The organism is Glutamicibacter creatinolyticus, assembly GCF_006094275.1.
GTDB classification, from domain to species: Bacteria; Actinomycetota; Actinomycetes; order Actinomycetales; family Micrococcaceae; genus Glutamicibacter; species Glutamicibacter creatinolyticus.
Genome location: NZ_CP034412.1, coordinates 2,582,471 through 2,603,829, shown reverse-complemented (window position 1 = coordinate 2,603,829; position 21,359 = coordinate 2,582,471). Strand labels below are relative to the sequence as shown.

The 21,359-nt window shown below is 68.2% G+C and carries 16 protein-coding genes; 6 read left to right on the top strand and 10 right to left on the bottom strand.

What is annotated here, in order from left to right; genetic code table 11:
- The first annotated feature begins 68 nt into the window (after positions 1-68).
- On the top strand, positions 69-1,193 hold the full coding sequence (locus GcLGCM259_RS11970; RefSeq protein ID WP_138926722.1) for a CDP-glycerol glycerophosphotransferase family protein: 1,125 nt from the start codon (positions 69-71) through the stop codon (positions 1,191-1,193).
- On the opposite strand, the gene GcLGCM259_RS11965 is transcribed toward GcLGCM259_RS11970, so the two are convergent.
- The 4 genes from GcLGCM259_RS11965 to GcLGCM259_RS11950 form a co-directional block, all read right to left on the bottom strand.
- Positions 1,190-2,680 carry a gamma-aminobutyraldehyde dehydrogenase gene (locus GcLGCM259_RS11965; RefSeq protein ID WP_138926721.1) on the bottom strand — a complete coding sequence of 497 codons (1,491 nt, stop codon included), beginning with the start codon at positions 2,678-2,680 and terminating at the stop codon, positions 1,190-1,192. The genes GcLGCM259_RS11970 and GcLGCM259_RS11965 overlap by 4 nt on opposite strands.
- A gap of 66 nt (positions 2,681-2,746) precedes the next feature.
- On the bottom strand, positions 2,747-4,213 hold the full coding sequence (locus tag GcLGCM259_RS11960) for an NAD(P)/FAD-dependent oxidoreductase (protein WP_342773558.1): 1,467 nt from the start codon (positions 4,211-4,213) through the stop codon (positions 2,747-2,749).
- 225 nt (positions 4,214-4,438) lie between these two features.
- Positions 4,439-4,942 carry a hypothetical protein gene (locus tag GcLGCM259_RS11955; protein ID WP_138926720.1) on the bottom strand — a complete coding sequence of 168 codons (504 nt, stop codon included), beginning with the start codon at positions 4,940-4,942 and terminating at the stop codon, positions 4,439-4,441.
- Complete coding sequence (locus GcLGCM259_RS11950) at positions 4,926-6,836, bottom strand: primary-amine oxidase (RefSeq protein ID WP_138926719.1); 1,911 nt, start codon at positions 6,834-6,836, stop codon at positions 4,926-4,928. The genes GcLGCM259_RS11955 and GcLGCM259_RS11950 overlap by 17 nt, the downstream gene beginning before the upstream one ends.
- Before the next feature lie 126 nt (positions 6,837-6,962).
- On the opposite strand from GcLGCM259_RS11950, the gene GcLGCM259_RS11945 reads away from it, so the two are divergent.
- The 4 genes from GcLGCM259_RS11945 to GcLGCM259_RS11930 all read left to right on the top strand — a co-directional run bounded on the left by GcLGCM259_RS11945 (position 6,963) and on the right by GcLGCM259_RS11930 (position 11,735).
- Positions 6,963-7,538: a TetR/AcrR family transcriptional regulator gene (locus tag GcLGCM259_RS11945; protein WP_138176619.1), complete on the top strand. Its 576-nt coding sequence runs from the start codon at positions 6,963-6,965 to the stop codon at positions 7,536-7,538.
- Positions 7,539-7,638: 100 nt separating this feature from the next.
- Positions 7,639-8,568 carry an AraC-like ligand-binding domain-containing protein gene (locus GcLGCM259_RS11940; RefSeq protein WP_175419415.1) on the top strand — a complete coding sequence of 310 codons (930 nt, stop codon included), beginning with the start codon at positions 7,639-7,641 and terminating at the stop codon, positions 8,566-8,568.
- Positions 8,569-8,710: 142 nt separating this feature from the next.
- The gene (locus tag GcLGCM259_RS11935) at positions 8,711-10,150 is read left to right on the top strand and encodes an APC family permease (protein WP_138926717.1); all 1,440 of its coding nucleotides are present in this window, start codon (positions 8,711-8,713) and stop codon (positions 10,148-10,150) included.
- 151 nt (positions 10,151-10,301) lie between these two features.
- Positions 10,302-11,735 (top strand): aldehyde dehydrogenase family protein, encoded by a 1,434-nt coding sequence (locus GcLGCM259_RS11930; RefSeq protein WP_138926716.1) that lies wholly within the window; start codon positions 10,302-10,304, stop codon positions 11,733-11,735.
- A 102-nt stretch (positions 11,736-11,837) separates the two neighbouring features.
- On the opposite strand, the gene GcLGCM259_RS11925 is transcribed toward GcLGCM259_RS11930, so the two are convergent.
- The 3 genes from GcLGCM259_RS11925 to GcLGCM259_RS11915 all read right to left on the bottom strand — a co-directional run bounded on the left by GcLGCM259_RS11925 (position 11,838) and on the right by GcLGCM259_RS11915 (position 15,362).
- Positions 11,838-12,293, bottom strand: coding sequence for a hypothetical protein (locus GcLGCM259_RS11925; protein ID WP_138926715.1), 456 nt, complete (start codon positions 12,291-12,293; stop codon positions 11,838-11,840).
- Between the two features lie 133 nt (positions 12,294-12,426).
- Positions 12,427-13,797, bottom strand: coding sequence for an aspartate aminotransferase family protein (locus tag GcLGCM259_RS11920; protein WP_138926714.1), 1,371 nt, complete (start codon positions 13,795-13,797; stop codon positions 12,427-12,429).
- A 56-nt stretch (positions 13,798-13,853) separates the two neighbouring features.
- On the bottom strand, positions 13,854-15,362 hold the full coding sequence (locus GcLGCM259_RS11915; protein ID WP_138926713.1) for a CoA-acylating methylmalonate-semialdehyde dehydrogenase: 1,509 nt from the start codon (positions 15,360-15,362) through the stop codon (positions 13,854-13,856).
- 124 nt (positions 15,363-15,486) lie between these two features.
- On the opposite strand from GcLGCM259_RS11915, the gene GcLGCM259_RS11910 reads away from it, so the two are divergent.
- The gene (locus GcLGCM259_RS11910) at positions 15,487-17,085 is read left to right on the top strand and encodes a PucR family transcriptional regulator (protein WP_138926712.1); all 1,599 of its coding nucleotides are present in this window, start codon (positions 15,487-15,489) and stop codon (positions 17,083-17,085) included.
- Between the two features lie 19 nt (positions 17,086-17,104).
- Here GcLGCM259_RS11910 and GcLGCM259_RS11905 read toward each other — a convergent pair whose 3' ends face one another.
- The 3 genes from GcLGCM259_RS11905 to GcLGCM259_RS11895 all read right to left on the bottom strand — a co-directional run bounded on the left by GcLGCM259_RS11905 (position 17,105) and on the right by GcLGCM259_RS11895 (position 21,137).
- Positions 17,105-19,090, bottom strand: a complete 1,986-nt coding sequence (locus GcLGCM259_RS11905; protein WP_138926711.1) for an acyl-CoA dehydrogenase family protein — start codon at positions 19,088-19,090, stop codon at positions 17,105-17,107.
- A gap of 194 nt (positions 19,091-19,284) precedes the next feature.
- Positions 19,285-20,667, bottom strand: coding sequence for an aspartate aminotransferase family protein (locus GcLGCM259_RS11900; protein ID WP_054821243.1), 1,383 nt, complete (start codon positions 20,665-20,667; stop codon positions 19,285-19,287).
- Positions 20,664-21,137 carry an Lrp/AsnC family transcriptional regulator gene (locus tag GcLGCM259_RS11895; protein ID WP_138176647.1) on the bottom strand — a complete coding sequence of 158 codons (474 nt, stop codon included), beginning with the start codon at positions 21,135-21,137 and terminating at the stop codon, positions 20,664-20,666. The genes GcLGCM259_RS11900 and GcLGCM259_RS11895 overlap by 4 nt, the downstream gene beginning before the upstream one ends.
- Positions 21,138-21,359: the final 222 nt, after the last annotated feature.

The window sequence follows — 21,359 nt, the reverse complement described above, 5'->3', positions numbered from 1 at the left end:
AGCCGGCGGCCAAGCCGGCCCGTGGCGCGCCGGGCAGGGCGGGCGCGGTGGTTCCGTAGACTTAAGCCATGTCCCTGATCACCCGACAACTGCGCCTGGCCGTGGGCCGGGCCCGAGCCCTGGCCGCCGAACCGGCGGTGCGCCGCAGCATCAACGCCCAGCACCGGGAACTGCGCCAGACGCACACGGTCCTGTTCTTCTCCGAACCGCCCAGCCAGATCTACCAGCTGCAGGTGTGGCTGCGTCCCTTCGAGGCCCTGGCCGAATCCGGGGCGCGGATCGGAATCGTGGTGATGAACGCGCTCACCGCCCGCCAGCTGCTTCAGATGACCGGGCTGCCGGTGTTCTTCTCCCGCTCCATGGAACAGGTCGAGCAGCGCCTGGCCAAGGCCGGGACCAGGACCATCTGCTACGTGAACAACGCACAGGGCAACTTCACGATGCTGCGGATGAACGGCCCGCTGCACGTGCACCTGAACCATGGGGAGAGCGAGAAGATCTCCATGGTCTCCAACCAGCTCAAGGCCTACGACCGGGTGGCGGTGGCCGGGCCGGCGGCCATCGAGCGCATCAGGGCGCACATCCCGCGCTTTGACCCGGCCGCGCTGGTGCCGATCGGGCGCCCACAGCTGGATGGGATTACCCGCACCACCGGGCTGCGCCGGCTGCGGGTGCTCTACGCCCCCACCTGGGAGGGCGATTCGAAGGCGATGGGCTACTCCTCGCTGGAAACCCATGGCGTCCAGCTGCTGGAGGCGTTGGCCGGGGACGAGCGCATTGAGCTGCGCTTCAGGCCGCACCCGAAGACCGGGGACACCTCGGCGCAGGTGGGCAAGCTGCTGGCCGGGCTGCGCCGGGAGTACGCTGCGCACCTGGACCCAGTCGCCGACCCCGGCCAGTCCCTGGCCGAAAGCGACGTGGCGATCTGCGACATCTCGGCGATGGCCTATGACGCGATCGCGCTGAATGTGCCGCTGCTGGCGGTTGGCAGCCAGGACTGCGAATTGACCCGCCGGCTGCCGGCCGACCAGCTGCTGGGCTCCGCGGCGGCGGGCCAGGACCTGGCCGAGCGGGTCCTGGAACTGGGCCGGGCCGGCAGTGCCGGGCAGCAGGAGCTGGCCAGCTACTTCTTCGCCACCACCACCCCGGGGCAGGCCACCGAGCTGCTGCGCCGGCTGGTCTGCGGCTCCTAGCGCTGGCGGAACACCGTGTCCTGCCACGGGCGGTGCGCGGCCCGTTCGTGGGAGAGCAGCACGTGCTTGATGTTCGTGTACTCGTCGAAGGAGTACTGGCTCATGTCCTTGCCCTGCCCCGAGGCCTTGTAGCCGCCGTGCGGCATCTCGGAGATGATCGGGATGTGCTCGTTGATCCACACACAGCCTGCCTCGATCTCCGCCGCGGCGCGCAGGGCCCGGTTCACATCCCGCGTCCAGGCGCTGGCCGCCAGGCCATAGGGGGTGTCGTTCGCCAGGGTGATCGCCTCATTGTCCGTGTCAAAAGGCAGGGCGACCAGCACCGGGCCGAACACCTCCTGCTGCACGATCGCCGAATCCTGCCGGGCCCCGGTGATCAGCGTGGGACGGAAGAATGAGCCAGGGCGCGGCAGCCGGGTTCCGCCGGTGCGCACCGTGGCGCCCTGGGCGAGCGCCTGGTCCACCATGGCGGCGACCCGGCGCAGGTGGGTGTCGCTGATCAGGGACCCCATGTCCGTGTCCGGGTCCGTGGGATCTCCCACCACCATGGTTTCCATCAGCTCGGTGACCCGGGCGGTGAACGCCTCGAAGACCGAGCTGTGCACGTAGGCGCGGGTGGCGGCCGTGCAGTCCTGCCCGGCGTTGATGGTGCAGGCGGCCACCGCGCCGTGTGCCGCGGCCTCCAGGTCCGCGTCGTCGAACACCACGAACGGGGCCTTGCCGCCCAGTTCCAGGTGCACCCGCTTGCCGGTTTCCGCGGCCAGGGCCATGATGCGCCGGCCCACCGCGGTGGAACCGGTGAAGGAGCTCATCCGCACCAACCGGTGGCCCACGAGTTGTTCACCCACGCTCGGCCCCGGACCGACCACCACGTTGATCACCCCGGCCGGCAGCCCGGCGGCGTGGGCGGCCTCGGCGAAGAGCAGCGTGGTGCCGGGGGTGAGCTCACTGGGCTTGAGCACGATGGTGTTCCCGGCGGCGATCGCCGGCAGGATCTTCCACGCGGCCATTTGCAGCGGGTAGTTCCAGGGGCAGATCGAACCGATGACCCCGACCGGCTCGCGGCGCACCATTGAGGTGGAGTTTCCGGCGTAGTCCCCGGCCGCCAGGCCCTGCAGGTGGCGCGCCGCCCCGGCGAAGAAGTTCACGTTGTCGATGGAGCCGGGCACGTCGAACTCGGTGGACATGCGGATGCTCTTGCCGGTCTGCGCGGTTTCCACCGCGGCCAGCAGTTCGGCCCGGGATTCCAGTTCGCGCGCCAGCGCCAGCAGGTGCCCGGAGCGTTCGGCGGGGGTCAGCCGCGACCAGGACCCGAAGGCGGTGTGGGCCGCGCGCACCGCATCCTCCACGTCCTCGGCGCTGGCGTAGTCGATGGTTTCCAGGACGGTGCCGGTGGCGGGATTGATCCGCTCCACCCGCTGGCCGCCGCCGCGGCGCCAGGCGCCGTTGATGAACTGGTGGCCGTGGGGGAAGTCGTAGCTGTGCATCTGGGGTCCCTTTCCTGGGGGTGGTTGTTAATGGGTCCGGCCGCGGGCCGGTGTCGGCGCGAAGTTCTAGGAGTCGAAACCCATGCCGAGCTTGTCCATGGCCTTCAGGAACAGGGAGCGTTGGCCCTGGTTGCGGTCGGCGCGGGCCAGCTGGCCGGTCATCAGCTTCACCCCGAGCCAGGCGGCCGGTTCGGGCGGGAACGGGATCGGCTTGCGGCGCACCATCTCAAGTCCGGTCAGCTCGGTCGGCTTCCCCGAAAGCAGGTCCAGCATCACCTTCGCCCCAAAGCGCGTGGCCCCCACCCCCAGGCCGGTGTAGCCGGCCGAGTAGGCCACCTTCCCGCCGTAGGCGCTGTCGAAGAATGCGAAGAAGCGTGAACAGGTGTCGATCGCCCCGCCCCAGGCGTGGGAGAAGCGCACCTGGCCCAGCTGCGGGAAGCTGCCCAGGAAGTGGGCGGCCAGCTTTTCGAAGGTCGCCTCGGAGCGGTCGTAGCTGGAGCGGATCCGCCCGCCGAAATGGTAGAGCGCGTCGTAGCCGCCGTAGAGCAGCCGGAAACCGCCCTCGGCGTCAATGGTGGGGCGCACGTAGTGGAAGCGGTTGTTCATGTCGGACAGGCCCACCAGCTTCTCCCAGCCCAGCGCCGCCCGCTGCCCGGGGCTGAGCGGTTCGGTCATCAGCGCGTAGTCGTAGACCGGGATGGTGTGCAGCCGGTGCCGGGCCAGCAGCGAGGGGAAGGCGTTGGTGGCCAGGGCGACGCGTTCGGCCTGCACCTGTCCGCTGGGGGTCAGCACGCGCAGGCCGCCCTCCACCGGGGCCAGCGCTTCGGCGCGGGTGTGCTCGTGGATCTGCACCCCCATCTCGTCGCACACCCGGGCCAGCTCCCAGGCCAGCTTGGCAGGGTGCACGAGCACCCCGTCGGTTTCGCTGTACAGTCCGGCCTTGAAGTCCGGGGAGTTGATCCAGCCGCGCACCTGATCGGGGCCCAGGTAGAGCGTGTCGGGGTGTGCCGCGTGCTCCTCGCGCAGCCACGGGACCTGGTGGTCCTCGGTGGCCACGGTGAGGATGCCGTCCTTGATCAGCTCCACGTCCATGTTGTAGCGGGAGATGGTCTCCAGCAGCTCCAGCAGGTTTTCCTCACCGAGCTCGGTGAGCCGGGCGTTCTCCCGGGGCAGGTGCTGTTCGCCGTTGGATTCGCCGTGCACCAGGGAGGACTCGCAGAACCCGCCGTTGCGTCCCGATGCGGCCCAGCCGATGCGTTCGGCCTCCAGCAGGATGACGCTGCGCTGCGGGTCGCGCTCCTTGGCCTGCAGGGCGGTCCACAACCCGGTGTAGCCTCCGCCGATGACCAGCAGGTCGCAGGAGGCGGAGCCGTCCAGGGCCGGGTGCGGGTCCGGGCGCAGCGGGGTGTCGAGCCAATAGGACGTGTGCCGGGCCCCGGCCAGGGACCGGCGGATGCATTCGGGGTCGATTTCGGCCTCATGCCGATCAAAGCTCAGCGGGCCGGTGGCGGGGGTGGAGGGGGTGGCGGTCACGGGCAGGTCATCCCTTGTCGAGGTCGGTGAACGGGTGGGCGAAGGCGGGCCCGTTCATCGCCAGCGTTGGAAGTGGTGGGATGACCAGTGTGGTCGCAGCGGGGGAGGGGTGCTCAGTGGGAGCCGGAGGCTGGCCACGCTTATCCCTCTTCCCCACAAGGATCACGGTTGAATGTGTAATGAATGTGATTCATTACACATTCAACCGCGGTGGCCGGCAGACTGTCAAGACCCGGAGGGCACCAGGGGCGCGGCCGCCGGGACGGCGCGCGCGCTCCGGGTGCTGCGGTGCGCCACGGCGCACCCGGCGGCGTTGCGGGCCGCGGTGGAACCGCGGACCCGGCGCCCGGCGCTGATCCCCAGGGCGCAGCCGAACATCAGGGTGAATTCGGCCAGCGCGATCACCAGCATCCACAGGTGCCCGTCCGCATGGCCGCCGGAAGCCGCGGCATGCGCCGCGTGTCCGGCGTGCCCCAGCGGCAGGCCCAGCACCATCACGACGTGCGCAATGCCCATGGCCGCGCTCATCAGCAGCAGCCCCAGCAGCTGCCCGGTGCGCAGGGCGTCCACCGAACACTTCAGGCACCAGAGGGTCATCACGCCCAGGGCGATGACCCAGCCTGGAGAGTGGGGCAGGGCCAGCAGCATCAGCACGTGGGCGGCCGCCAGCGCCGCGGCGCCGCCGGCCAGCACCCAGGTGCCCGCGGTGCGCCTAGTTTCCGCCGCCACAGCACTCGGTCTCACCGCAGGAGCAGCAGCCGTGCTTGACCGGCTCGGGCACATCCAGCACCGGGGAGCGGTCAAAGAAGCCCTCGGGGCGGATCTTGAACCCGACCGAGTCCACCGGCATGATCGGCCAGTCCTCGGTGCGCGGGAAGTGGGTCAGCGCAAAGGTGTGCCACAGGCTGATGTCCTGGGTGTCCACGCTGTGGTCATCGGCGATCCAGTCGTTGATCCCCTCCACGCCCGGGTTCTGGTTCACGAAGTCGCCGGTGGGGTAGCGGTGCCCGGCCTCGCGCTTGGTGACCCACAGCGCCTTGGAGGCAAAGGTGGCGCGCTTGTGGATCGAGGAGCCCTCGGCGGCCAGCAGGGTGGGCAGGCCCTGCGGGTGCAGCTTGAAGCCCACCGGCTTGCCCAGGTAGTTCTTCGATTCCGGGTTGGTGACCACCCAGGAGCGCCCGGCGGGCATGTTCGCATCGCGCACCGCCTGCTTGGCGGTGGACAGCACCGTGTGGCTGCGGCTGAACGCGTTGCCGCGCGGGTTCTCCTTGCTGATCGGCAGGCGCACCGCCTCCTCCTCGATGACCTGGCTCGGCCCGCCATCCAGCGCGAAGTCCAGCCGGGCGCCGAAGATGTGCTGGTGGAACGGGGCCCCCAGGCCCGGGGCCATCTCCGAGGCAAAGCGCTCGTCGCGCATCGCGGAGGTGAACACGATGCCGGTGGCCTTGGCCTCGAATTCGATGGTGCCATCCAGGTACAGGTACCAGTAGAAGCCGTAGTCGTAGTTGCCCACGGTGGTGAAGAAGCTGATCACCAGGCGGCGGTTGCGTCGGGTGTACTTCACCCCCGACCAGTCATCGGAGTGCTTGGAGAGGATCGAGGAGTCCTCCTCGTGCATGCAGATGCCGTTGTGGATGGTGCGGGCCTCGCCGTCGGCGGTGGCCACCACCGGGGAGATGTAGTGGATTTCGCCCAGGCAGTCGCAGCCCAGTTCCAGGGAGTTGGCCATGCGTCCGATCAGGTATTCGCCGGTGTCGAAGTAGTTCTGCCAGCTGCGCACCGGGGAGGGGTCGCCGTAGGGCACGACCATCTCGGCGATCGAGGCGCGGTCCAGGATGCGTCGGCGCTGGCCCTTGTCGTCGAAGGCGATGTTGTACAGCACCAGGCCCTCGCGCATGTCGAAGCCCACATCCAGGCTCCACTTCTCCCACTCGACGTGGTTGCCGTCGGTGACGGTGAAGCTGGGGCCCTCCGGCTGGGTGATCAGCAGCGGCTTCTGGGTGTCGCGGATCGGGCCGGTGAGCTCGGGGTCGGTGTAGTTGCCGTGGTCGGCCGGGATGTCCACCGGTCCAAAGTCCAGGATCTGGTCCACCTTGCCGGCGACGGTGTCGATGTAGACGACCAGCCCGTCCACCGGGTGGGCCCAAGCCGAGTCCTCTGCGAAGTCCTGGCGGAAGGCCAGCCCGCGCAGGATGCGCCGCCCGGATTCCTCCGGGTACTCAAAGACGCCGGCGGACAGCGGCGCGACGCGCACCTGCTCGACGGTGAGGTTGCGCTTGGCCAGCGCCTGGATCCAGCCTTCGTCCGCGGCCACGATGGCCTCGACCTTTTCGAACTCCTCCTCCAGCACCGGCAGCTGCCCCACGGCCGCCGCGTCGATCTCGGTGACCTGCTCGATCTCGTTGCGGGTCAGGTCCAGCACCACGTCCTTGGGCTCATTCAGCGCCGAATCCATGAGCATGACTCGCACCCGGCGGGCCGGGGCCTGCGGGTTCGGGTCCTCCAGGCCCAGGTAGGCGATGCGGGTGGAGGCGGTGAACAGGTTGTTCTCCTGCAGCAGCCGGCGGGCGGCGGCGATTTCCTCGGCGCCCAGCAGGGTGTAGTCCACGGTGCGAGTCTTCATGTGATGCAACCTTCCAGGGGGTGTGAAGCGAAACACTTTTAATTCTCTACGTGTAGAGAATACGGATTTGTGGAGTGCTTCACAAGGGGTCACGGGATATTTCTGCCCCGGCCCTAGACTGGTGACATGCCCAAGATCGTTGACCATGAGCAGCGCCGCCGCGAAATCATCGAAGTCACCTGGCGCTTCATTGCCCAGCAGGGCTTCGACAAGCTGAACCTGCGTGATTTGGCCGCCGCGGCCGGTTACGCCAACGGGGGGCTCAAACCGTACTTCCCCACCCGCAACTCGCTGCTCTCGGCCACGTTCAACTTCGTGTTCAACTCCACCGGGCGGCGCATCGCCCGCACCACCCGCGGCCTGGCGGGAATGGCTGCCATCCGCGCCTTCGCCGCCGAGGTGCTGCCGCTGGATGAGGAGCGCCGCGACGAGTCCCGGGTGGTCATCCACTTCTGGCACGTGGCCCTGCAGGATGAGAAGATGGCGCAGCTGAACGCAAACTCCATGGATGACTGGCGCCGCCAGCTCGATGGCTGGCTGCACCAGGTGCCGGGCCTGGACCCGCAGCGCGTGGAGGTGGCGCGCAATGCGCTGATGACCTTCCTGCTCGGGGCGCAGATCACCGCCGTGCTGGACCATGCGGGCAACTCGCGCCAGCAGCTGCTGGCGCAGCTGGACTACCTCCTCGAATCCCTGCATTAGCCCCCCTGGCGCAGCGGGAGCAGGTGACAGCGACGAAAATCTGCCGTACATTCAACGTGACGCGCACTACAGGGGCGGTGCCGGCGCCGGGAGGAGAGGGATGTACCAGTTTCAGCACGTGGATTCGCACACCGCCTGGTCGGACCTGGTCTCCCAGTCCTTCGTCCCGCTGCGCAGCGAAGCGGTGTCCTCCGGCCGGTTCCGCGCCAGCCTGGCCACGAACATGCTTGGCGGGATCGGGATGATGCGCATCAGTGCCAAGCCCCACGCCGTGCAGCGCACCGAACCGCTGGCGGCGGCCGGGGACGGGAAGTACTTCAAGGTTTCACTGCAGCTGACCGGGCATGGGCTGCTGGTCCAGGACGGGCGCCAGGTGCTGCTGGCCCCCGGGGAACTGGCCATCTACGACACCCAGCGGCCCTATTCGCTGGCCTTCGAACGCGAGGCGACCACCATGGTGGTCATGATCCCGCACGAGCAGTTCCGCCTGCCCCAGGAGCAGGTCCACCAGATCACCGCCGTGAAGCTGGACGGACGCCATCCGCTGGCCGGCACCGTCACCCCGCTGCTGCACCACCTGGGCGAGCACCTGGACCAGTGGGATGAACACGGCGGCGCGCCGCTGGCGCGCAACGCCTCGGACCTGCTGGCCACGGCGCTGGGCGGGGTGCTGACCCCGGCCAGCCCCGCCGGGGACAAGCAGCGCCAACGCCAGCGCATCCAGGAGTACATCCGAACCCGGCTGGCCGATCCGGCGCTGTGCCCGGGCAGCATCGCCGCCGCGCACTACCTTTCGGTGCGCAGCCTGCACGCCTTGTTCGCCGCCGAGCCCCGGCCGGTCGGCGCCCTGATCCGCCACCAGCGCATGGAACTGGCCGCCGAACTGCTGACGGACCCAATGCTGGTCCAGGTGCCGATCCAGGCGATCGGCGCGCGGGTGGGCCTGCCCGATGCGGCCGGCTTCGCCCGGGCCTTTGCCGCCCACCACGGGGTGAGTCCCAGCCGCTACCGGCAGCAGCTCGCCGGCTAGGGCCCGCCGCGCCGCTCCCGGATTTTCACCGCCCACAGGCCAGGTCTGCACCCGATGCCAAGTGGTGTGCGCGCAATGCCAAGACACCTGCGGCGCCCATCACAGATGCTGGGATGGTCATCGTTTGGAATGGGGAAAACCAATGGGTATCGAACAGCGCACCTTGACCGTGCCGGCCCTCGTTGTCATGATCATCGCGGCCAGCGCGCCGCTGACGGTGGTCGCCGGCGGGGTGAGCACCAACTTCGCCGTCACCGGGCTGCTGGGGGTGCCCCTGTCCTTCGTCGTGCTCGGGGCGATCCTGCTGGTGTTCGCCATCGGCTACACCGCCATGAGCCGGCACGTGAGCAACGCCGGCGCCTTCTACGCCTACATCGCCCAGGGGCTGGGCAAGCCGGCCGGGGTGGGTGCGGCGATGGTGGCGGTGGTCAGCTACAACCTGATGCAGATCGGCATCTACGGGCTGTTCGGCTTCGCCGCGGCCTCCTTCGTCAACGCGGTGCTGGGCACCGCGATCCCGTGGTGGGTGTGCGCCCTGGTCGCCTGGGCGCTGGTGGCCATGCTGGGGGTGAACCGGGTGGACTTCTCCGCCAAGGTGCTGGGCATCGTGGTGGGCCTGGAGTTCCTGGTGGTGATCATCTTCGACGTGGTGGCCGTGGCCCAGTCCCCGCAGGGGGTCAGCAGCACCGGCTTTGCCACCGGGGACCTGTTCATGCCCGGCATCGGCGCGGTGCTCGCGTTCTCGATTGCCGCGTTCATGGGCTTTGAGTCCGGCACGATCTACAACCAGGAGGTCAAGGACCCCAAGCGCACCGCGCAGCTGGCCACCATCATCGCGGTGAGCATCATCGCCTGCTTCTACGCCCTGTCCTCCTGGGCGGTGCTGGTGGCCCTGGGGCCGGACCAGGTGGTGGGCGCCTCCCAGGAGCACGGCCCGGATCTGATCTTCGTGTTCCTGGCCAGCCATGCGCCGGGCTGGTTCATCGACCTGGCCAACCTGCTGTTCATCACCAGCCTGTTCGCCGCGCTGCTGGCCTTCCACAACGTGGTGGCCCGATACTTCTACGCGATGGGCCGCGGCGGCGCGCTGCCCCGGGTCCTGGCCCGCACCTCGGCCCGCACCCAGGCCCCGCTGGCCGGCTCGCTGGCCCAGTCGGTGCTGGCGCTGCTGGTGATCGCGGTGTTCGCCGTGATCTCCACCGGCAAGGATCCGATGTTCATCGTGCTGACCATGTTCACCTGGATGACCAATTCCGGGGCCTACGGGCTGGTGCTGCTGATGGCGCTGACCTCCTTCGCGGTGGTCGGTTACTTCGCCCGCCGGCGCATTGAGGCCTCGCTGCTGACCAGGGTGATCGCCCCGATCGCCGCGGGGATCGCCTTGAGCTATGTGTTCACCCAGATCGTGGTGAACTTCGATGTGCTGATCGGGATGGAGGAGGCCGGGCCGCTGCAGTACGTGCTGCAGGCCGTGGTGCTGCTGCCCGGGGTGCTCGGCTTCCTGATCGCCCTGATCGCCCGCCGTTCCCGGCAGGACCAGCACGACCCGGCCCGCGATGAGGTGCCGGCCCACCGCGGCTAGGCCCCGGCCGGCCGCCACCACCTCGTACCGCCGGCACCGCCCGCACCGGGTCCCTGTCCTCCCGGTGCGCCGCTGGCATGATTGAACCAAGACCCACCTGCGGGATCACCCGATTTAGGGCCCGCAACAGACCGAGTCGAAGGAGTTAGCAATGACTACCGCCAACACCGAAGTACAGTACGCGAACGCCGAGCAGCTGCTGGCCGCGATCCAGCCGGCCTCCGGGGGCACCGAGGTCCACGACCCGGCCACCGGGGAGCTGGTGGGCCGCGTGGCCGAAGGCACCGCCGCTGACCTGGACGCCGCCGTCGAGTCCGCCCGGGCCGCCCAGCCCGGCTGGGACGCCCTGGGCCATGAGGAGCGCAAGCGCCTGCTGAACGCTGCCGCCGACGCCATCGAAGCCAACGCCGAGGCGCTGGCCGAACTGCTCTCCCGGGAGCAGGGCAAGCCGCTGAACGGGCCGAACGCCCGCTTCGAGGTCGGCGGGGCGGTGGGCTGGCTGCGCGCCGCCACCGCCTATGAGGTGGAGCCGGAGGTCGTGGTCGATGACGGGCAGACCCTGGCCGTCAAGCACTACCGGGCGCTGGGCGTGGTGGGCGCGATCGGCCCGTGGAACTGGCCGATGATGATTTCAATCTGGCAGCTGGCCCCGAGCCTGCGCATGGGCAACACCGTGGTGATGAAGCCCAGCGAGTACACCCCGCTGTCGGTGGTGGCCCTGGTGCACGTGATCAACCAGGTGCTGCCCCAGGGCGTGCTGCACGTGGTGCCCGGCGGGCGTGAGGTGGGGGAGAAGCTCTCCAGCCATCCGCAGATCGCCAAGATCATGTTCACCGGCTCCACCCGCACCGGCAAGGCGATCATCCGCTCCTCCGCGGACACGGTCAAGCGCCTGACCCTGGAACTGGGCGGCAACGACGCCGGCGTGGTGCTGCCGGACGTGGACCCGGCAGCGGTGGCCGAGGACCTGTTCTGGGGAGCCTTCATCAACACCGGGCAGACCTGCGCGGCCCTGAAGCGCCTCTACGTGCCCGAGGCGATCTACGATCAGGTGTGCGACGCGCTGGTTGAGGTCGCCGGGAAGATGCCGATGGGGGTGGGCCTGGAGGAGCAGAACGTGCTCGGCCCGCTGCAGAACAAGGCCCAGTACGACATCGTCGCGGACCTGGTGCAGGACGCGGTGGACTCCGGGGCGCGGGTGCTGCTGGGCGCCAACCCGGATGGGCAGGCGACCGGCTACTTCTACCCCACCACCCTGGTGGCGGACATCGACCCGCAGAACCGCCTGGTCACCGAGGAGCAGTTCGGCCCGGCCCTGCCGATCGTGAAGGTCAAGGACGTGCAGGAGGCGATCGAGCTGGCGAACTCGCTGGAGGTGGGCCTGGGCGCCTCGGTCTGGTCCGCCGACAAGGCCAAGGCCCAGGAGGTCGCCGCGCAGCTGCAGGCCGGCACCGTGTGGATCAACTCGCACGGCACCATTGACCCGCGGGTGCCGTTCGGCGGGGCCAAGCAGTCCGGCTACGGGCTGGAGTTCGGCCTGGACGGGTTGAAGTCCCTGGCCCAGCCGCAGATCATCAAGAGCTAGCGCCAGGCTGCACCCACCGGCGCCGGTCACGGGAAACCGTGTCCGGCGCCGGTGGCCGTTAACGTGGGGTGCGGCGGGGCCGAAACCGGGGTGGGGCCAGGTTCAGGGCTTGGGGTTGTGGTGGTACCAGATGTCCTCAATGAACGGTTCGCTGCCGGCGCGCAGCATCACGATGCTGTCCGGGAAACGGGTGCCGTCGGGCAAGGTGATGTCGATGGTGGCCCAGGAGCCGTTCCAGTAGCCCAGTTCGAAGCTGCTGGGGTGGTAGCGCTGGACGATGTTCGCCTCAAGGTGGCGAGTTGAGCGCTCGTAGCCGTTCCACGACAGGGCGCCAAAGACGGCCGCGATCAGCAGCGCCACACCGCCGGTGAGCAGCTCGATACGGATGGAGGAGCGGGCCTTCCACGTCTGTTCCCCGTCGCGCAACCGGCTGAACCGGCGTCGGCGGAACAGCCCGTGCAGCAGCAGCGGAATGCCAAAGACCACCAGGATGCCCGCGATCCCCAGATGCATCATCGGGGTGAGGTAGTCCACCTCAGCGTATGTCCGGGCATCCATGATCCAAATCTAGTGCAGCGGATCACCCTGTCAAGGGTTGCCTCCATGCCGGGAACAGCACCGCGGTCCAGGTCCCTGGCCCGTGCCAGGGATCGGACCGCGGTGTTTTTCCGGGCTGTGCCGGATTTTGCGTCTATTCCTCGACGAAGCGGTCGGCCACGATGAGGGCCTGTTCCAGCCGGTCCAGTGCCTCGATGAGCACCTCGTCGGGGATGTTCATCGCCGGCACGACGTGCAGCCGGTTGAAGTTGGCCATGGGCAGCAGGCCGGCGGACTTCGCCGCGGCCACCACCTCGTTCATCTGCGGCGAACTGCCCCCGTAGGGGGCCAGCGGTTCTCGGGTGGCCCGGTTCTTGACCAGCTCGATCGCCCAGAACACCCCGGTGCCGCGCACCTCGCCCACCGCCGCGTGCTCGGTGGCGAACTGGCGCAGCCGCGGCCCGATGATCTCATCGCCCAACCGCTTGGCGTTGGCGATCATGCCCTCGTCCTCCATGGCGTTGATCGTAGCCACCGCCGCGGCGCAGGCCAGCGGGTGCCCCGAGTAGGTCAGCCCGCCGGGGTAGACCTGCTCGCGGAAGGTCTCGAAGATCGGTTCGCTGATCGCCACCCCGCCCAGCGGCACGTAGCCGGAGTTCACGCCCTTGGCGAAGGTGAGCAGATCCGGGGTGACGTTCCAGTGGTCCACCGCGAACCATTCACCCGAGCGCCCGAAGCCGGCCATGACCTCGTCGGCGATGTACACGATCCCGTATTTGCGGGTCAGTTCGCGCACCCCCTGCAGGTAGCCGGGCGGCGGCAGGTAGATGCCCGCGGTGCCGGGGATCGTTTCCAGGATCAGCGCGGCAATGGTGCCCGGGCCCTCCAGGATGATCGTGTCCTCCAGATGCTTCAGCGCCCGCTCGGTTTCCTCCGCCTCGGTGGTGGAGTTGAAGTAGGAACGGTACGGGTAGGCCGGGAAGAAGTGCACCACCCCGTCGGTGGCCTTGTCCGAGGCGAAGCGCCGCGGATCCCCGGTGATGTTCACCGCCATGTGGGTGCCGCCGTGGTAGGAGCGGTAGGCCGAAAGCACCTTGTTCCGCCCGGTGTGCAGCCGCGCCATGCGCACCGCGTGCTCCACCGCGTCCGCCCCGCCATTGGTGAAGAAGATCTTGTTCAGATCCCCGGGGGTGCGTTCGGCGATCAGCCGGGCCGCCTCGGAGCGCACGTCGCTGACGTGCTGCGGGGCGATCGTGGCGATCTTGGCGGCCTGCTCCTGGATGGCGGCGATGACCTTGGGGTGCTGGTGACCGATGTTGGTGTTCACCAGCTGGCTGGAGATGTCGATGAGCTTGCGCCCCTCGCCGTCCCAGACGTGGGAGCCCTCGGTTTTCAGGATCGTCATCGGGCTGAACGGGCCCTGGGCCTGCCAGGAGTGGAAGACGTGCGCCTTGTCCAGCTCGTAGGCGCGCCGGCCCGCGGTGATCTGCTCGGCGGAGAGATCGCTGGTCAGTTGTTCGGTCATGAGTTCTTTCCTTTACTCAACGAAACGCATTGGGTGACGTGCGCCGGGGCGCGGCGCTAGTCGTTCTGCGGGAAGCCGAGGTTGATGCCGCCGTGGCTGGGATCCAGCCAGCGCTTGGTCACGACCTTGTTGCGGGTGAAGAACTTGAAGCCCTCCGGACCGTAGGCGTGCTGGTCACCAAACAGGGAGGCCTTCCAGCCGCCGAAGGAGTGGTAGCCCACCGGCACCGGGATCGGGACGTTGACCCCGACCATGCCCACCTGGATCTGGTTTTCAAAGCGGCGGGCCGCGCCGCCGTCGTTGGTGAAGATCGCGGTGCCGTTGCCGTACTTCGAGGCGTTGATCAGCTCGATGCCCTCGTTGAAGCTCTCCACGCGCACCACCGAGAGCACCGGGCCGAAGATCTCATCGGTGTAGATGGACATGTCGGTGCCGACCTTGTCGAACAGGGTCGGGTGCAGGAAGAAGCCCTCACCGTCCGCGTCGGTGGAACCCTCTCGCCCGTCCAGGACCAGCTCTGCCCCGGCGGCCACGCCGGCATCGATGTACCCGGCGACCTTGTCGCGGTGTTCCCCGGTGATCAGCGGGCCCATGTCGCAGCCGCGGGTGCCGTCACCCACGCGCAGCTTCTTGGAGCGTTCGGCGATCTTGGCCACCAGCTCATCGGCGATCGGCTCCAGGGCCACGACCACGGAGATGGCCATGCAGCGCTCGCCGGCGGCGCCATAGCCGGCGTTCACGGCCATGTCGGCCGCCAGGTCCAGGTCGGCGTCGGGCAGCACCAGCATGTGGTTCTTCGCCCCGCCGAAGGCCTGGACCCGCTTGCCGTGGGCGGTGCCGGTCGAGTAGACGTACTGGGCGATCGGGGTGGAGCCAACGAAGGAGACCGAGGCGATGCGCTCGTCGGTGAGCAGGGTATCCACCGCCTCCTTGTCCCCGTGCACCACGTTCAGCACGCCTTCGGGCAGCCCGGCCTCGGCGAACAGCTCGGCCAGCCAGTTCGCCGCGGTCGGGTCCTTCTCGGAGGGCTTGAGGACCACGGCGTTGCCGGCGGCGATGGCCACCGGGAAGAACCACAGCGGCACCATGGCCGGGAAGTTGAACGGGGAGATGATCGCCGAGACGCCCACGGGCTGGCGCAGCGACTGCACGTCCACCCCGGTGGAGGCGTTTTCCGAGTATTCGCCCTTGAGCAGGTAGGGGGCGTTGCAGGCCAGCTCGACCACCTCCATGCCGCGGGCCACTTCGCCCAGTGCGTCATCCAGCACCTTGCCGTGCTCGGCGGTGATGATGGCGGCCAGTTCGCCCTTGCGCTCGGCCAGCAGCTCGCGGAAACGGAACATGATGGCGGTGCGGCGGGCCAGGGAGGTGTCGCGCCACTTCGGGAAGGCGGTGGCCGCGGCGGCGATGGCGGCCTCGGTGGTGGCCTTCGAGGCCAGGGCGACCTCGCGGGCGACCTCGCCGGTGGCCGGGTTGTAGACCTTGCCGGTGCGGCTCTGGCCCTCACCGGAGAAGGCGGCGTTGTTGACCCAGTGCTGCAGGGTTTCGGTCATGGTGGTGGTCATCGAGGTGGTCCTTTCCGGGACGTTCGGGTGCTCTTGAAAACATCATGGGCCAAAAATATGACGAACCACACAGGCAACGTGTCATGATTTACCTGAAGGAGTTATCGAACTGTAAAGGTTGGCCGTGGGTGAACTGACAATGGCGCAGGTACTGGACCTGGAGGTGGTGCGCGCCGCGGAGCCGGTGGTCTACGGGAGCAGCCAGGATCTGCACCGTCCGGTGCGCTGGGTGCACGTCACCGAGTCCCCGGACAACGCCGGGCTGCTCGAAGGCGGGGAACTGGTGCTCAGCACGCTGCGCAACGTGGAACCCAGCCCACGGCGGCTGCGTGAATTCCTCGACGAGCTGCAGCGGGCCGGGGCGGCCGGGGTGCTGATCGAGTACTACTCGGCCGAGCCGGAGGTGTGCCAGGGGTTGTTTGAACAGGCCACGGCCGGACACCGGCTGCCGGTGATCTGGCTGCGCCGGCGGGTGCGGTTCGTGCAGATCACCGAGGTGATCCACAAGCTGCTTGTGGCCGAGCAGTTGCGCGTGGTCGAGTTCTCCCGGCACGTGCATGAGATCTTCACCGAGCTCTCGCTGAGCGAAGCCGATGAACACATGATCGTGGAGCGCACCGCCGAACTGCTGCAGGCCCCGGTGGTGCTCGAAGACGTCCGCCACCGGGTGCTCGCGCACGCCGGGGCAGGGCAGGGGGCCGCCTCGGTGCTGGAGCACTGGATCAGCCGCTCGCGGTTCGTGGCCTACGCCGAATCCACCGGGCGCAGCCACGGGGCCGAGGACTGGCTGCAGACCCCGGTCGGTGCGGTCAAGAGCCGTTGGGGCCGGCTGGTGGTGCCGGCCCGGCTGGAGGATGAAGCCAATGCCGCCCTGGTGCTCGAACGCGCCGGGCAGACGCTGACCATTGCCCGGCTCTCCGGGCGCGACCAGCGCGAACTGCTCTACCAGGCGCGCACCTCACTGCTGCACGAACTGCTGCAGCACCATTCGCTCTCCGCCGGGGAGGTGCAGGTGCGCGCCGAGGCGCTGGGGTTGGACGCGGCCGCGCACTACGTGCCGGTCGCCGTCGGGCTGATGCTGCCGGCCGGGCAGAGCCCCACGAGCATGCAGCTGCGCGAACGCGAGGTGCTGGAGGTCATGGACCAGGTGGCCGAGACCATGCGCCTGGGCGTGCTGGCCGGCTCCCTGCGTTCCGGGGTGCTCGGGGCGGTGCTGCCGGTGGCGGCCCGGGAACTGGTCGAGGGAACCTTGCAGCGTTTCTCCCGGGAGCTGGGCGAAAGCCTGAGCCTGACGGTGGCGGTGGGCGTGGGGGCCGAGGCGACCGGGATTTCCCAGTGCGCCAAGAATCTGGAGGATGCCGCGCAGGTGGCCGAGATCGTGCCGAACCTGCCCACCCGCGCCCAGCCCTACTACCGGTTCGCGGACCTGCGCCTGCGCGGGGTGCTGGCGGCCATGGGCCAGGACGCCAGGATGCGCAGCTTCGCCCACACCGAGCTTTCCGGGGTGCTGCAGCCCCTGGACGTGGAGGGGCTGGAACTGCTCGAGCTCTACCTGCGCCACGGCGGGAACAAGTCCGCGCTGGCCAAGGCCGGGTACCTCTCACGCCCCACCCTCTACGCCCGGCTGGCCAAGCTGGAGGACAAGCTGGGGCTATCGCTGGAAAGCGCCGAATCCCGGGCCAGCCTGCAGGTGGCACTGATGTGGTACCGGCTGCACGGCTAGCTCCCGGCGCCGCCTGGTCCTAGCCGTTGGCGTCGGCGGTGGGTTCCGCCTGGCCCGCACCGGGCCCGTAGAGCCGTCGGGCATCGGGCCGCTGCTGCTGGGACCAGTCCGCGATCCATGGCCCGGTGCCCGCGGAGACGTCATGCACGCCCTCCTCCAGCCAGCTGAAGTCACCGTCCAGCAGCCGCTGGGCCAGCTTGTCATCGGTTTGCGTCGTGTTCCGCCACAGGCGCTCGAAATGCTCCTCGCAGCGCAGCGTCGCCTGCTCGCAGAATGCCTCCGCCAGGGCCAGCGCCGCATCGTGCCGGCCGTCCTGGGCCTCCTGCAGGGCGTGGGTCTTGGAGATTACCGCCGCCATGGCGAACAGTTCGGCGCCAATGTCCACGATGTGCCCCAGGAAGTTCTGCTGGCGTTCCATGGCCGCCTGCCAGCGGGCCATGCCCGCAAACGTTTGGCGGGCAATGCGCCGCGAGGCGCGTTCCACATAGCGCAGGTGCCGGGCCAGCGGACCGTGTCCCGAATAGGCGGTGGGCAGGTTCCCGGAGCCCAGCGCCAGCTGGGGCAGCCATTTGGCGTAGAACCCCGAGGCCCCCAGCGCGGCCTTCGCCTTCTGCTCCATGCTCGAATCCGACCGGGCCAGGTCCCCGGCGGCCTGCAGGTGCGCGTCCACCGCCTCACGGGCAATGAGCAGGTGCATGATTTCGGTGGAGCCCTCGAAGATCCGGTTGATTCGCAGGTCCCGCACCAGCTGTTCCACCGGCACCGCGCGCTCGCCGCGCTCGGCCAGGGATGCGGCCGTCTCGTAACCGCGTCCGCCGCGGATCTGCAGCAGCTCGTCGGCAATCTTGCAGGAAACCTCCGAACTGTAGAGCTTGGCCAGTGCCGCCTCGATGCGCACGTCCTTCATCCCGGCATCGGCCAGTGAGGCGGAAAGTTCAAAGACCGACTCCAGGGCGTAGGTGCTGGCGGCGATGTAGGACAGCTTGGAGGCCACCGCCTGGTGCCGGCCGATCGGGTGGCCCCACTGCACGCGTGCCGCGGACCACTCCCGGGCAATCTTGGTTGCCCACTTTCCGGCCCCGGCGCACATGGCCGGAATGGAAAGCCGGCCGGTGTTCAGCGTGCTCAACGCGATCTTCAGCCCGCTGCCCTCCTTGCCCAACCGGTTGGCCACCGGCACCTTGACCCCGTGGAATCGGGTGACCCCGTTCTCAATTCCGCGTAGGCCCATGAAGGCGTTGCGGTTCTCCACGGTGATTCCGGCGCTGTCCGCCTCCACCACGAACGCGGTGATCCCGCCGCGGCCAGCCGGCTGGGAGCCGGTGGCCTCATGCGGGGCGACGGCGGCCATGACCACCAGCAGCTCGGCCACCACCCCGTTGGTGGTCCACAGCTTCGCGCCGTCCAGGATGTAGTGCTCCCCGTCCTCGCTGAGCCGGGCCTTGGTGCCCAGGCGGGCCGGGTCGGAGCCGACGTCATTCTCGGTCAGCAGAAAGGCGCTGATCGCCCCGGCGGCGCAACGCGGCAGGTAGGTGCGCTTCTGCTGCTCGGTGCCAAAGCTCTTGACCGGTTCGGGCACCCCGATGGACTGGTGGGCCGAGAGCAGCGCCCCGATAGCGGGGGAGACCGAGCCGATGCGCATCAGCGCCCGGCCGTAGTCCAGCAGGCTCAGGCCCAGTCCGCCGTATTCGGTGGGGATCTTCATCCCGAACGCTCCGATGCCGCGCAGCCCGGCGATGGTTTCATCCGGGATGCGGGCCTCGGCCTCGATGCGGGCCGCATCGATGTTCTGCACCAGGGCATCGAGCCGGGAGAGGAAGTGGGCGCCGCGTGCGGCGGCGTCCGGGTCGGGTTGCGGGAACGGGTCGATGAGGGAGAAATCGGCATCCCCCATGTACAGGCCCTTGGCGAAACTGGGCCGCTGCCAGTCCTGTTCACGGGAGGCTTCGGCGACTTCCCGGGAGCGGGCCGCGTCGACGTGGTTCAATCCGGCTTGTTGGTTCATGGCAGATCCTTAGTACCAGCGCGCAATCTGCCGGCGGCAGACTGCCAGACCGATGAGGTGCCCCAAGCCTAGCGCCGAACCGGCCCCTGGGGTAGGGGTAGGCGCCGACCCGGGACCCAACAACCCAAGGCCGGATGCACCCCGGCGGGCCGCTCCAGCAGTGGAGCGGCCCGCCGGGGTTGGGGTCCAGGATCCTAGATCTTGCTGGAGGCCTCGGCCAGGACCGAACGCAGCGTGGATTCGATGTAGTCGAATTCGCTTTGGCCGATGGTGATCGGCGGGGCCAGCTGGATCACCGGGTCGCCGCGGTCATCGGCGCGGCAGTACAGGCCGGCCTCCCACAGGGCCGGGGTCAGGTACTGGCGCAGCAGCCGCTCGGATTCCTCGTCGTTGAAGGTCTCCTTGGTGCTCTTGTCCTTGACCAGCTCGATCCCGTAGAAGTAACCGGCCCCGCGCACGTCGCCGACGATGTCAAGATCGGTGAGCTTGGAGAGGGTTTCCTTGAACTTCTCCGCGTTGTTCTTCACGTTCTCGTTCAGCGATTCGCGTTCAAAGATGTCCAGGTTCGCCATCGCCACCGCGGCCGCCACCGGGTGACCGCCGAAGGTGTAGCCGTGGTAGAAGGTGGTGTCGCCCTTGGTGAATGGCTCGAACAACCGATCCGAGGCGATCATGACGCCCAGCGGGACGTAGCCGCTGGTCAGCGCCTTGGCGCTGGTGATGATGTCCGGGACGTAGCCAAAATCGTTGCACGCGAACATGGAGCCGATGCGGCCGAAGGCGCAGATGGTTTCATCCGAGACCAGCAGCACGTCGTACTCGTCGCAGATTTCACGCACGCGTTCGAAGTAGCCCGGGGGAGGCGGGAAGCAGCCCCCGGAGTTCTGCACCGGCTCCAGGAACACGGCGGCAACCGAATCCGGGCCTTCGAACTCGATGGCCTCGCGGATCCGTTCGGCGGCCCACAACCCGAAGTCCTTTTCATTGTCGGCAAACATTTCCGGGGCGCGGTAGAAGTTCGTGTTCGGTACCCGGAAGGTGCCGGGCACCAGCGGCTCGAACGGGGTCTTCATGTCCGGCAGCGAGGTGATGGCCAGCGCCCCCTGCGGGGTGCCGTGGTAGGCCAGGGCACGGGAAATCACCTTTGTCTTGCCCGGCTTGCCCTTCATCTTGAAGTGCTGTTTGGCCAGCTTGAACGCGGATTCGACCGCTTCACCGCCGCCGGTGGTGAAGAAGACGCGGTTCAGGTCGCCCGGAGCGTAGCCGGCCAGGCGCTCGGCCAGGTCAATGGCTGGTTCGTGGGCGTAGGACCACAGCGGCATGAAGGCCAGCTTTTCGGCCTGCTTGGCCATGACCTCGGCCAGTTCCGTGCGGCCGTGTCCGGCGTTGACCACGAACAGGCCCGAGAGCCCGTCAAAGTATTCCTTGCCCGCATCGTCGTAGATGTTGTGGCCTTCGCCCCGGGTAATGACCGGGACGGTGCCCCCGGAGGCCAGGTGTGAATGGCGGGCCATGTGCATCCACAGGTGGTCGCGGGCGGCTTGTTGGCGGTCTGTGCCGCGTGGAGTTGTGCTCATCTCGTTCCCCAGTTGTATTCCTGTTTCTTTAGTGAGAGGTACATGAAGGTGGTGGTGCTTTTGACCCCTTCGATGCCCCTGATGTTGGCGACGACGCGAAGCAGGTCCTCGTCGTTGGCGCAGATGACTTCCGCCAGGATGTCCGATGGACCGGCGGTGACCACGCAGTAGTCGACCTCGGGCAGGGCCGCGATGCGATCCGCTGTGGTGTTGATGTCTTGGGAGGCGACGATGCCGATCATGGCCTGGCGGGTGAAGCCCAGTTCCAGCGGGTCGGTGACCGCCACGATCTGCATCACGCGGCTTTCGACCAGTTTTTGTACCCGCTGCCGGACAGCGGCTTCACTCAGGCCCACGGCCTTGCCGATAGCCGCATAGGAGCGACGCCCGTCCTCCTGCAGCTGCTCGATGATCTCCTTGGAGATTTCGTCAATTGCGTGGGGGGTACTTCCGTTGTGCGGCACCGTCATTAAATATCGACCTCCCCGGTCATTGCTGGAAGCGCCGTTGCCACCCGGCCGCGGCACTGAGGTGTAATCCCGACCATACAGCGACTAAATCAGTTGCGGAAGGGCTATGGAGAAAATGATTTCGTTGCACCCTTTCGGGCGAGTAAAGGATTCTTTCGTTTGGCTCTTGTTTCGCGCCGGAAATGCTGAAAGGATAAGCGGCACCAACGACTGTGGTGCACG

Coding starts and splice junctions, on each gene's coding strand:
- GcLGCM259_RS11970 (WP_138926722.1), top strand. CDS start 69: ATGTCCCTGATCACCCGACAACTGCGCCTGGCCGTGGGCCGGGCCCGA.
- GcLGCM259_RS11965 (WP_138926721.1), bottom strand. CDS start 2,680: ATGCACAGCTACGACTTCCCCCACGGCCACCAGTTCATCAACGGCGCC.
- GcLGCM259_RS11950 (WP_138926719.1), bottom strand. CDS start 6,836: ATGAAGACTCGCACCGTGGACTACACCCTGCTGGGCGCCGAGGAAATC.
- GcLGCM259_RS11945 (WP_138176619.1), top strand. CDS start 6,963: ATGCCCAAGATCGTTGACCATGAGCAGCGCCGCCGCGAAATCATCGAA.
- GcLGCM259_RS11940 (WP_175419415.1), top strand. CDS start 7,639: ATGTACCAGTTTCAGCACGTGGATTCGCACACCGCCTGGTCGGACCTG.
- GcLGCM259_RS11935 (WP_138926717.1), top strand. CDS start 8,711: ATGGGTATCGAACAGCGCACCTTGACCGTGCCGGCCCTCGTTGTCATG.
- GcLGCM259_RS11930 (WP_138926716.1), top strand. CDS start 10,302: ATGACTACCGCCAACACCGAAGTACAGTACGCGAACGCCGAGCAGCTG.
- GcLGCM259_RS11925 (WP_138926715.1), bottom strand. CDS start 12,293: ATGGATGCCCGGACATACGCTGAGGTGGACTACCTCACCCCGATGATG.
- GcLGCM259_RS11920 (WP_138926714.1), bottom strand. CDS start 13,797: ATGACCGAACAACTGACCAGCGATCTCTCCGCCGAGCAGATCACCGCG.
- GcLGCM259_RS11915 (WP_138926713.1), bottom strand. CDS start 15,362: ATGACCACCACCATGACCGAAACCCTGCAGCACTGGGTCAACAACGCC.
- GcLGCM259_RS11905 (WP_138926711.1), bottom strand. CDS start 19,090: ATGAACCAACAAGCCGGATTGAACCACGTCGACGCGGCCCGCTCCCGG.
- GcLGCM259_RS11900 (WP_054821243.1), bottom strand. CDS start 20,667: ATGAGCACAACTCCACGCGGCACAGACCGCCAACAAGCCGCCCGCGAC.
- GcLGCM259_RS11895 (WP_138176647.1), bottom strand. CDS start 21,137: ATGACGGTGCCGCACAACGGAAGTACCCCCCACGCAATTGACGAAATC.